At 68.3% G+C, this 10,824-nt stretch carries 9 protein-coding genes and 1 pseudogene; 3 read left to right on the forward strand and 7 right to left on the reverse strand.

Annotation, left to right across the window (positions count from 1 at the left end):
- Positions 1–126: 126 nt before the first annotated feature.
- The 3 genes from ACFV61_RS26785 to ACFV61_RS26795 form a co-directional block, all read right to left on the reverse strand.
- Positions 127–1,950 (reverse strand): trypsin-like serine protease, encoded by a 1,824-nt coding sequence (locus ACFV61_RS26785; RefSeq protein ID WP_380494325.1) that lies wholly within the window; start codon positions 1,948–1,950, stop codon positions 127–129.
- A 51-nt stretch (positions 1,951–2,001) separates the two neighbouring features.
- Positions 2,002–2,451, reverse strand: a complete 450-nt coding sequence (locus ACFV61_RS26790; protein WP_380494327.1) for a hypothetical protein — start codon at positions 2,449–2,451, stop codon at positions 2,002–2,004.
- Positions 2,452–2,573: 122 nt separating this feature from the next.
- Positions 2,574–3,062 carry a hypothetical protein gene (locus ACFV61_RS26795; protein WP_380494329.1) on the reverse strand — a complete coding sequence of 163 codons (489 nt, stop codon included), beginning with the start codon at positions 3,060–3,062 and terminating at the stop codon, positions 2,574–2,576.
- Between the two features lie 515 nt (positions 3,063–3,577).
- On the opposite strand from ACFV61_RS26795, the pseudogene ACFV61_RS26800 reads away from it, so the two are divergent.
- The 3 genes and pseudogenes from ACFV61_RS26800 to ACFV61_RS26810 form a co-directional block, all read left to right on the forward strand.
- Positions 3,578–4,135 (forward strand): annotated as a pseudogene (locus tag ACFV61_RS26800) (ALF repeat-containing protein); the annotation flags it as partial.
- 1,115 nt (positions 4,136–5,250) lie between these two features.
- On the forward strand, positions 5,251–7,734 hold the full coding sequence (locus tag ACFV61_RS26805; RefSeq protein ID WP_380494331.1) for a polymorphic toxin-type HINT domain-containing protein: 2,484 nt from the start codon (positions 5,251–5,253) through the stop codon (positions 7,732–7,734).
- Positions 7,731–8,030 (forward strand): contact-dependent growth inhibition system immunity protein, encoded by a 300-nt coding sequence (locus ACFV61_RS26810; protein ID WP_380494333.1) that lies wholly within the window; start codon positions 7,731–7,733, stop codon positions 8,028–8,030. The genes ACFV61_RS26805 and ACFV61_RS26810 overlap by 4 nt, the downstream gene beginning before the upstream one ends.
- A 488-nt stretch (positions 8,031–8,518) precedes the next feature.
- Here ACFV61_RS26810 and ACFV61_RS26815 read toward each other — a convergent pair whose 3' ends face one another.
- The 4 genes from ACFV61_RS26815 to ACFV61_RS26830 all read right to left on the reverse strand — a co-directional run bounded on the left by ACFV61_RS26815 (position 8,519) and on the right by ACFV61_RS26830 (position 10,633).
- Positions 8,519–8,662, reverse strand: a complete 144-nt coding sequence (locus ACFV61_RS26815; protein WP_380494335.1) for a hypothetical protein — start codon at positions 8,660–8,662, stop codon at positions 8,519–8,521.
- The gene (locus ACFV61_RS26820) at positions 8,662–9,012 is read right to left on the reverse strand and encodes a DDE endonuclease (RefSeq protein WP_380494337.1); all 351 of its coding nucleotides are present in this window, start codon (positions 9,010–9,012) and stop codon (positions 8,662–8,664) included. The genes ACFV61_RS26815 and ACFV61_RS26820 overlap by 1 nt, the downstream gene beginning before the upstream one ends.
- 391 nt (positions 9,013–9,403) lie before the next feature.
- Entirely contained in the window at positions 9,404–9,568 is a 165-nt protein-coding gene (locus ACFV61_RS26825; RefSeq protein ID WP_380494339.1) for a helix-turn-helix domain-containing protein, read from the reverse strand.
- 66 nt (positions 9,569–9,634) lie between these two features.
- Positions 9,635–10,633, reverse strand: coding sequence for a 2-hydroxyacid dehydrogenase (locus ACFV61_RS26830; RefSeq protein ID WP_380494341.1), 999 nt, complete (start codon positions 10,631–10,633; stop codon positions 9,635–9,637).
- Between the last annotated feature and the right edge of the window lie 191 nt (positions 10,634–10,824).

The raw sequence follows: 10,824 nt of genomic DNA on the forward strand, positions 1-10,824 counted from the left end.
GGGGCCCCCCCCCCCCCCCCGCGCCATGCCTGGCCGTTGTCAGAGGGGGGTGCGCCCGTGATGGGGGCGGCCTGTAGGGGCGCACCGTGCCGTCGTGGCCTGGTCAGCTGGTGCGGTGGGTTTGGGTCAGCCGGTGGTGGCGAAGGTCCAGCCGGGCATGGTCTCCCAGGCGAGCCAGTTGTTGTCCTTGTAGGTGGCGCGGGACATGGTGCCGTTGGTGCCGGTGGCGAAGAGTTCGAGGGTGTTGATGTAGGCGTTGTAGGTGGCGGAGGGAGTGCCGGAGAACTTCCAGTCGCTGATGGTGCTCCAGTCGGCCCAGGTCTTGGTCTTGTTGTCCCAGTAGTTGTGGCCGAGTTCGCCGGTGTTGCGGACGGCAAAGAGTTCGACGGAGTTGGCGGCGGGGTTGTAGACGGCGGTGGGGGTGCCGTTGAACTGCCAGCCGCCCATGGTGGTGATGTCGGACCAGCGGGCGCCGTTGAGGCTGTAGCTGTGGGCCATCGTGTTGGTGGTGGTGGTGATGAAGACCTCGGCGCTGTTGTTGGCCGGGTTCACGACGGCGGTGGGGCTGCCGGTCACCGCCTGGCCGCCGATGGTGCCCCAGTCGCTCCAGGCCTTGGCCTTGTTGTCCCAGTAGAGGTGGCCGAGTTCGTTGCGGCTGCTGGTGGCGAAGAGTTCGACGGCGTCGGTGGCGGGGTTGTAGAGGGTGGTGGGGGTGCCGGTGAACTGCCAGGTGCCCAGGCCCCGGACGTCGTCCCAGCGGGCGCCGTTGGTGCTGTAGGTGTGGGTCATGTAGCCGTTCGTGTCCAGGGTGAACACCTCGGCGGTCTGGTTCGAGGGGTTGAACACGGCGACCGGGTTGGCCTTGAGCTTGAGGGCGCTGGGGATGACGCTCCAGCCGGCCCACTTCTTGGTGGCCGGGTCCCAGTAGTTGTGGCCGAGTTCGCCGGTCTTGCGGATGGCGAACAGTTCGGTGGCCTTGGTGGCGGGGTTGTAGATCGTGGCGGGGATGCCCGTGAACTGCCAGTCCCCCAGGGCCTCCCAGCCGCTGTTCCAGCCCTTGCCCGCGGTGTTGGAGGCGTGGGCGAGGACGCCGTCGGTGCCCAGGGCGAAGATCTCGGCCGTCTTGGAGTCCGGGTTGTACACGGAGTTGACGACCGCGGAGGAGTAGTCGACCTTGGTGCCCCACGTGGAGACGGTCTGCTGGACCCAGCCGGCGAGGTCGTCGACGCGGCTGGAGGAGGCGCCGGTACGGGTCTCGGTCTCGCCGAGGCAGCCGCCCTGCCAGGAACGGGAGGCGACCGCGACGAGTTCGGCCTTGCCGTTCTTCTCCCGGATCGCGGGGGCGCCGGTGTCACCCTTGCAGATCGCGGCGCCGCCGGTACCGGTGGTGCCGATCGCGGTCGCGGCGACGGTGTCGAGGGTGAAGGCGCCCGAGTGGAGCTTGTTCGGCACCCACTCGTCCTTGGTGCGGCCGTAGCCGGGCACGCGCAGGTTCTCGCCGGTCGTGGGCGCCGCGGTTGCGACGGGGAGCGTCGCGACGCCGGTGACAGGGGTGGCGAGGCGGGCCATGACGAGGTCGCGGTCCTGGCGCGGCACCAGCTCCGCGATCTCGGTGGTCGTGCCGGCGTTCGTGGTGAGGTCGGTGCGGCCGATGGTGGCGGTGGTCTTCCACTTCGGCGCGCCCGCGGCCAGGGCCTGCGGCTGGGCGGGGTCGTCGGCGAAGCAGGACGCGGCGGTGATCACCCAGTACCGGTCGACCAGCGCGCCGGTGCAGACGCGCACGTTGTCGCCGATCGCCAGGCGGACGGTGTAAGCATAGGAGCCGCCGGCGGCGGGGTCGCCGGGGACGGCACCGGCCGGGGAGACGGCGAGCGTGGTGAGCGCTCCAGAGGCTATGGCGGTGGTGAGAAGCGCGGCCTTCCAGGAGGTGCGCGTGGTGGTGCCAGACAAGAGAGTTCAGTCCTTGGGGAAGTGGGAAGCGGTGTGGGACGGCCGGATTGGTCAGCCGGTGACGTGCAGTTGGACCATGGTGGTCGGTGCCTGGCTGAGGCCTTCGCCCAGGCCCTTGAAGCCGTCCTTGGGCACGTCCACGCTCTGGGTGGTGTCGGCGGCGGTGAGGTCGACCTGGAGGGACCGGTCGGAGGTTTGCACCGCGAACACGTCCGGCACCTGAAGCGTGAGGAAGCCCGCCGGGCCGGTGGCGGTGAAGCAGGCCTTGTTGTCAGTGTTGCCCGGGGCACGGGTCCAGAGCTGGATCTGTGAGGGCTTGGCGCAGTCGGTCAGCACGACGGTGCCGTCGCCGCGCAGCAGCTTGACCTTGCTGATGCCGGAGGCGCCCGGGTAGCCGAAGTCCTCGACCGCCGGCGGTGCTACGGGGGTGTCGGTGGCCTGGGTGGTGGGCGGTGGGGTGTCGGCGGTGGCGAGCGCGGAACCGAAGGCGGCGGCAGTCACGGCCGCGATGAGGGCGGTGAGCCAGCGCAGGGTGCGTGCACGGTCCGCCCGTCGTGCGGTGCGGAGACGGTCCCGAAGCGGGGGACGCTGCGACGGGCCGGTAGGCATGGACGACACCCCGGTCAGCCGGTGACGCGCAGTTCGAGCAGCGTGGTCGGCACCTGGTTGTTGCTGCTGCCGATGCCGATGCTCACGCCGTCGTTCTTGGCGATGTCGATGGTGCGTGACTGGCCGTCGGCCGTCACGCGGGCGGTGACCGGGTGCTGCTCGGCCCTGATGTGGAAGACGTTGGGGACCTCCACGACGAGGTAGCCGGTGGCGGCCGTGGCGCGGAAGCAGATCACGTTGCCCTTGTCGTCGGGCAGGTCCTTGCTATACACGCGGATCTGTCCGTCGGTGTTGCAGTTGGCCAGCAGGATGTGCCCGTCCCCCCGCAGCAAGTTGACGTTGGGGAACGGCGAGGTTCCGGGGTAGGCGAAGTCCTCGACGGCTGGCGGCGCCGAGGAGTTGTCGGCGGGCGCTACGCCCGCGACCGCGAGTGCCGATGCCGCGAGCGTGGCGCTCGTTGCGACGGCGCCAACGGCCAGCCACCTGGGTATACGAGGGTGCACGGGTATTCCTTTCCATGGGCCGACCGAGGGCCTGCCATCCACCTCAACGATCGACAGATTCCCTCTGGCAGTGCCCGACTAATGCCCCGCCTCTTGTTCGTCCAGGAAGGAAGTCGGAGTCCAGGAAGGAGGGGGCAATGTGAAGGCAAATAGTAGGCCATCAAGCCCCCCTCTTCTGCTTCCTGGCGGTCGACAGTGACCGACCTGGGCCGCTGGGGGAGGTGGTTTGATGCTCTAGATAATGGTGTGAGTTGAATGTCTGTTTTGAGAGACTTTCAGCTAGTGTGCGCCCAGTTGAATCCTCTCCTTTTCTGATATGAAGTCAGATTCCTTAGTGGGGATCGGTTTGCCGATACCGGCTGCGTCCGGGATACGCTCCGCTGCGTCAGATATCAGCTGTTCGATCGCAGCGGAGGGTTCCTGTGCAGAGTTTTAACGTTGGTTCATGTGGAGGGGGGAGGCGCGGGATATTGGCGCTACGCACGCTATGCGTTCGGCTGCTGCCGTTGACCCTCATGACCGGGCTACTCGGCACGGGTCTGCCCGCCTTCGCGGCCGAACAGCCAGCCGAGCCAGCGAGCCAGCAGAGCGAGAGGTCTCGCGCCGTGGCTGCCTGGCTCTCGGGAGGTCCGAGTGTCCAGAAGCTCGCCGAGGCGGCACTGACCGGCTCGGATCAGGACGTGCGGCGCTTCCTGGACGGCGAACTGGCGGACGCCCGCCACGCCGACCAGCTGCTCGACGTCGCGCAGATCTTCGACATCGGCGGCCCGAAGGTCCGTGAGACCGCCGGCAAGGCGATCGTGGGCACTCCCGAAGAGCTGAACGCCTATCTGCTGAACGGCTGGCAGCCGGCTCTGGAGACCGACCAGCGGGTCTGGACCGCCCGGGTTATCGACGGCGCGGGCCCCGGGGTCAAGGCCGCGGGCGCGGACGCCCTCAAGGGCACGATCAACGACGTCAAGGCATTCCTGACTGAGGGTCAGTATCAGGCGCGCGAGGCCGACGACCGCGTCAAACTGGTCCAGATCCTCAGCGCCGGAGGCTCCAACACCCAGGCTGCTGCCCGCGCTGCCCTGAACGGATCCATCGAGGACGTCCGCGAGTTCTTGGCGGTCGGGCAGTACGTCGCACAGAACCGCGACCAGGAACGCGCGGGCATCAGCCAGCTCGCGCAGCAGGCCCGAGCGGCCAGCGACCAGGCGGTGCTCGAGACCAGGAACGCGGTCGAGGCCTCGGCCAAGGCCGTGGCCAACTCCCAGCAAGCCAAGGGCGATGCAGCCCGGGCGGCCGCCGAGACGCAGGCCGCAGGCAACGACACCGTCAAGGCTGGCGTCGCGGCCGACAAGGCGGCCTCCGCCGCCGAGCGGGCCGGCGCGGGGGGGGGGGCCGGCGCCCCCCCCCCCCCCCCGGCGGCCCGGGGCGGGCCGCCCCCCGCCCCCCCCCCCCCCGCGGGGGGGGGGGCGCGCCGCGCCCCCCGAAACCCCCCCCCCCCCGCGGGGCCCACGGCTCGGCCCGCACCGCCGCCTACGCAGCCTCGCAGGCCGCCGCCGCTGCTGGCGCCGCCTCGCAGGCAGCCTCCCGCGCCCGCAGTGCCGCCGCTGCGGCGGCCGGCGACGCGAGCAATACCGCTGCGGCCCGCAAGGCCGCCGAGGACGCCGACGCGGCCGCGAAGATCGCCGAGGACTCCCAGAAGGCGCTGGAGCAGGCTCAGAAGGCCGCAGGCGAGAGCAAGACCGCGTCCGGTTCCGCTCTCAGTGCCCGTGGCAACGCCGACGCCGCCGCGGGCTCGGCCGAGCAGGCCGGCGCCGCCGCCGCCCGCGCGGGAGCGCAGTCCGACAAGGCCAAGCGCGCCGCCGAGGCCACCCGTCGCCAGGCCGCCGAGGCCGGCCGCGCCAACGAGGCCTCCCAGGCCCTGGCCGGTGAAGCCGCCCAGGCTGCTGCCGACGCCAAGACGCTCCTCGCCTCCGCCGCGTCCCACGCCCACGCCGCCGCCCAGGCGGCGCGGGACGCCGCCGACCACGCGGGCCAGAGCGCCTCCGCCGCGCAGGACTCCACCAACCACGCGGACGCCGCCTCAGGTTTCGCGAAGGAGGCCAAGGACGCGGTCGACAAGGCCAACGGGATCCAGGATCTGGCCCGCCGCGCCGAGGCCGAGGACCTCAAGAGCCGCACCGCCGCTGCGATCGAGGTGGCCAAGACCGAGAAGGCCGCCGAGGCCGACAAGCAGACCGAGATCGAACAGGCACGCCAGGAGGTCCAGAAGTCGAAGACCGAGGCTGACCGCCTCGCCCAGGCCGCCGCCCAGCCCGGCACCGCCCCCGAACAGGTCGCCACCGACGGCCGCAAGCTCGCCCTGCTCTCACGCAAGATCTCCGGCCCCTGGGGCGCCGCCGCCGCAGAGGAAGCCCTCTCCGGCCCGGACGCCGCCGTCCTCGCCTACGTCAAGACCGGCCGCGCCAAGGCCGTCGAACGGGACGACCGCGAACAGGCCACACACCTGTACGAGACCTCCGAGAACCCTGCCGTCCGTGCCGCCGCCTTCACCGCCCTCACCGCCGACGGCACCGCGGCCACAGAGTTCGTCAGCACCGGGCAGTACCAGGCCGCGGCCCCCGACAACCGCCTCCAGATCGCCCGCATCACCGACCAGGCCGGCCCCGCCGTCAAGGCCGCTGGCCTCGCCGCACTGAAGACCAACACCCCCGAGGCACTCCAAGCCTTCCTCGACAAGGGACTCACCGACGCCCAGAGCGCCGACGACCGCCTTGCTACCGCCCGGCTCATCGACAGTGCCGGGGATGAGCGAAAGGCCGCCGCCCGCATCGCCCTCGAAGGAGCGGCAGTCAAGCTGCGCGCCTTCGTAGCCGAGGGTCAGTACACCGCACAGCGCAAGGACCAGCTGGCGGCCGTTCACATCGCCGATGTCACCGGTCTGATCGCCCAGGCCTCTGCGGCCTCGGCCCGCGCCCAGCAGACCGCCGCCGAGGCCCAGCGCGCCGCCGCAGTCGCCCGCGGCGCGGCAGCGGAGGCCAACGGCTACGCCAACACCGCCCAGCAGGCGGCCAACACGGCAGCGGACTACGTCACCACGGCCCAGTCCGCAGCCGACCGCGCTCAGTCCGACGCTGCCAAGGCCGCCCAGTCCGCCAAGACCGCCAAGGCTGCGGAGGGATTGGCCCGCCGGAGCGCGGCAGAGGCCATGTACTCAGCCAAGCAAGCCGGCCAGTCGGCGAGCCGAGCACAGTGGAGTGCCGACGACGCGTACAGCTCCGCGGCTGCCGCAAGGGCGTCGGCAGTGGCCGCAGGTAAGGACGCGATCGCTGCCCAGGCTGCTGCCGATGATGCGTTCAACGTCCACCAGGCCAAGTACGAAGCCGAGGAGAAGGCTGCCCGCGAGGCCGTCGAGAAGGCGCGAAAGGAAGCCGAGCAGGCGCAGAAGGAACAGGACGAGGCGACCGCGAAGGCCAAGCAGGACGCGATCGCCGGGATCGAAGAGGAGATCAAGAAGCAGAAGGAGAAGAACGACGACGTTAACTCCCTCTACCACATCATCTCCGAAGGCATCCACTTTACCCTCGACGTCATCGGCGGCGTCGGCGGCGTCTTCGCACCCGGACTCGCCGACATCGCCGACCTGATCAACTGCGCCTACTACGGGATCGAAGGCAAGGTAGAAAAGGCGACCCAGTCCTGCATCGGAGCCATCCCCATTGTGGGCGACGCCGCAGCGATCGCCAAATTTGTTCAATGGACGAAGAAGTTCGGATCCTGGGGCAAAAAAGCGGCCGAGTTCATCGAGAAGGTGGTCGCGCGAACCCCGAAATCATGCCCCGTCCGCGCCCCTCTTCCAAACAGCTTTCCGGCGGGCACGAAGGTCTTGATGGCGGACGGATCGACCCTTCCGATCGAACAGGTTCGCGTCGGCGACTACGTGACGGCAGCCGACCCCGATTTCGGTGAGACCAGTTCCCGCCGTGTCGATGCCACTATCTACACGCCCGACGACCGAGACTTCACCGACCTCACCATCCAGTCGCCGGACGGCACCACGGCCACCATCACTTCAACCGACCAGCACCCGTTCTGGGCGGAGAACCAGCACGCGTGGCGAAACGCTGCTGACCTCACAACCGGCGATACCGTGCGCACGGCCACCGGCCAGACCGCACAGATCACCACCAGCAAGCACTGGAAGACCCTCCAGCCCGCATACAACCTCACCGTCGACACCGTCCACACGTACTTTGTCATGGCCGGCAGCTCGTCGATCCTCGTACACAACGCGGCAGAATTCGACTGTTGGAAGGTCAGCAGGCTGCAAGAGCATGAAAGTGGCAAGATTGGGCATACAATCTCCAAGCATGTTGGTAAGAGCGATAAAGAACTAATTGACCGTACGGACGTCGACGTCGCCTCCACTTTTGAGGACTGGGCTGGCGCCGAGTTCTCTACGCTGCAAAATATCCGACAGAATTCTGAAAAGGTTCAAGAATTCCTCGATGGGCAAAAATTCAAAGTTGAACTTATTTCCATGGGGGCGCCATGGGGGTCTAGGGCATACCAGCACTCTACTGGTAAATTCGTGACGCCGAATCGAGTGATAACCTGGCTCCGAAAGGACTTGACCATGCCCGAAGGATTCCGAATAGAGACGTCCTATCCTGCACTATGAAAAATTATCCAGAACTCGTGTACCTTGCTCGCGCCTACTTTCACCAGGACTGCATAATTCCCGTCGGGGAGCCGCTGGGGGCACTTCGGGATTTCCTGGAGCATGAGACGGGAGAGATAAAATATGCAGTCCTCAATGATATCGATCAGGCGATTTCCGAGTTGACAGAGCATGACGCCAAGGGGCTATGGCTGCAGAACGGGGATGTAGTTTTTGACCCGACCTCGATTGGTATCCCCTGCCTTGAATGGTTTTCGATGATCGGGATGACAATTCGAAAGGGAATCTCTTCATAGCCTATCCAGGGGATTAAGATCCTCGGTGCCGGTGTGGTCTGGGACCTTACGTCCAAGATCACGCCGGCCGACGTCAAGGGCGCGTTCGATCATCTGCCAGGCCAGGTGCGGCCCGCTCGCGCCGGGCCCGGTCTTCGGTCCAGGACCGGGGCAGGTAAAGGGTCCGCCCGCCGGCGCTCGTCGGGTATCCGGTGCAGTGACCGGAGCGACTCAGCGCAGCCCGGGCCCGGGCCGTAGAAGTCAGCCGGGCCGACGGCCAGGCACCTCGTCTGAGGCGCCTGGCCGTCTCGGTGTTCGCGGGGCTACCGGCGCAGCTTCGCGGGCTCGATGTCGAGGGGGAGTGGGTCGGTGAGCGCGGTGGTCTCGCCGGTCTGGACGAGGAGGTCGGTGTAGATGCCGCGTTCGAGGTGTCCGAGGTAGATGTGGGGGCGGGTTCGAGTTCGAGGCGCTACTGAAGTCGAAAGCGTGATGTCGGGGCCTGGTCGTGGTCAGCCGCACATGATCAGGTCGGCGCCTGCGAGACAGCCATCGATCAGATGGGGGCGGTACTGGATCTTCATGAGGCGCCGCTTGACGGCCTTGGCGAGGTGGTCGACGTTGACGACCGCGAGGTTGCCGATCCCTCGTTTCATCAGCGCCCAGATCCCCTCCTGGGTGTGAGGTCCGGTGCGTGTGAGGAAAGTTGGAAGACCGTCAGCCACTCGCTGTTCGCGGCGATGAACTCCTTCATCTGTGGCATCAGATGGGCGGAGAGGTTATCCCAGGCCAGCGCGATCGGGCCGCCGCGCTGAGTGCGGGCCCGGACGATCAGGTCCCGGTAGTTTCGCCAGGTGAACGCCTTCGGCTCACCCTTTCGGCCCTGGTGGACGCGGAGCCCGTAGATCAGTCGGGAGCGTTCGCCCTTCTTGTAGCAGGCCATCCCGGCTATGGAGACCCGTCCGGACCCCCTGCTGCGGACGTGGACCACAGGGGTGCGGCCCACGCGGCCCCAGGTTCTGGTACGAGGCGGCCTCAGCGTCTGTGTGGCTTCGCCCTCGAAGACCAGCCATGCTCCACGAGCCGCCGCGGTGCTTCCACCTGTGGCCAGACCTCCTCCTTCCACAACTCGACCGCCTGGGCGTCCCGCTCGATGGCCCTGAGGGCTGGCCGCTGCCACGATCAGCCTTGGCGCTTGAGCAGGGTCTAGGTCTCCTCCGCCGCGTCGCTGACGTGTAACAGTCGGCCGATCAGCGTCTTCACCCGAGAGGGTGTCCAGCGCTGGTTCTCTCAGCCGTGCATCAGCGGAGCCCGCTCCAACTCGCGCTCCAGCCGGACGCTCTGCCTTTCGGTCAGCCTGGGGCGCCCTGGTGGGCCCTACAGGAGCCTCGCTCACGTCACTGCCGGCGCCAGTGCTCCACCGACCGGTCACTCACCTGCAGTGCGGTAGCGATCTCCCGGTTCCTCTCCCCGCCCTCGAAGCGTTCCACGGTCTGCAGCCGGATCTGCTCCCGCGCGGCCCTCTCGGTGTCGGTCAACCCGCCGCCCTGCACGTATCTCACAGCTCAGGGCTACTGGAACCGTCCAGAGGCTGTCAGGTAAATGGATCCGGCATCACGCTTTCAGGCTCAGCAGCTCCTCGGGACGAGGGTGTTCTCGTTGGTGCGGCCGGCGGCGTAGTCGTCGATGTTGCGGGTGGTGGCGTCGATGATCTGGCCGACGGCGGTGTGGGTGAAGTAGGCCTGGTGGCTGGTGACGAGGACTTGGGGGAAGGTGACGAGGCGGGCGAGGACGTCGTCGGTGATGCCTTCGATGGAGCGGTCGGTGAAGAAGACGCCGGTTTCTTCTTCGTAGACGTCGAGGCCGACGCCGGAGAGGCGGCCGGCGCGGAGGGTTTCGACGAGGGCTGCGCTGTCGATGAGGCCGCCGCGGCTGGAGTTGACGAGGATGGCGTCGTCCTTCATCCGGGCCAGGGCGCCACCGTTGATCAGGTGGTGGGTGGCGGGGAGGAGGGGGACGTGGAGGCTGATCAGGTCGGCGCGGGTGAGGAGTTCGGGCAGTTCGGTGTAGGTCATGCCGAGGTCGAGGCAGGCCGGGTTCCGGGCGATGTCCCAGCCGAGGAGGTGGGTGCCGAAGCCGGCCGCGATCCGGGTGAAGCACTCGCCGATCTTGCCGGTGCCGACGACGCCGACGGTCATGCCGTGGATGTCGCGGCCGAGGAGGCCGTCGAGGCGGAAGTCGAACTCGCGGGAGCGGTTGGCGGCGCGGGTGAGGCGGCGGTTGACGGCCAGGGCGAGGGCCCAAGCGTGTTCGGCGACCGAGTACGGGCTGTAGTGGGAGACCCGGGCGACGGTGAGGCCGAGGTCGGCGGCGGCGTCGAGGTCGATGTTGTTGAAGCCGGTGGAGCGTTGGGCGATCAGCTTGGTGCCTCCGGCGGCGAGGGCGGCGAGGGTCTCGGCGTCGAGGACGGCGTTGACGCTGCTGCTGACGGCGGGGTAGCCGGCGGCGAGTGGGGCGGTGTCGCGGTTGAGGAACATGCTCAGGCAGCGCAGCCCGTGCCGGCCGGCGAAGGCCTTTTCCAGCAGCGGCCGTTCGTCGGCCTGCACCCCGTACGCGAGGATCTCCATCGGTTGCCTTTCCGCGAGTGGTCCGCTCCACCGGCCACGCTAGCGGGGCCGTCGCGGGGGCGCCCGTCGGACGCACGAGGGCCCGGACCGGTGGCGGTCCCGGCCCGCGGAGGGGGGGGGGGTGTGAGATGCGGTGTCTTATACACAAATACCAGCCCACCATACCACAGGGTGTAGCGGTGTGCGGCTTG

The organism is Kitasatospora sp. NPDC059817, assembly GCF_042731835.1.
GTDB lineage: Bacteria > Actinomycetota > Actinomycetes > Streptomycetales > Streptomycetaceae > Kitasatospora.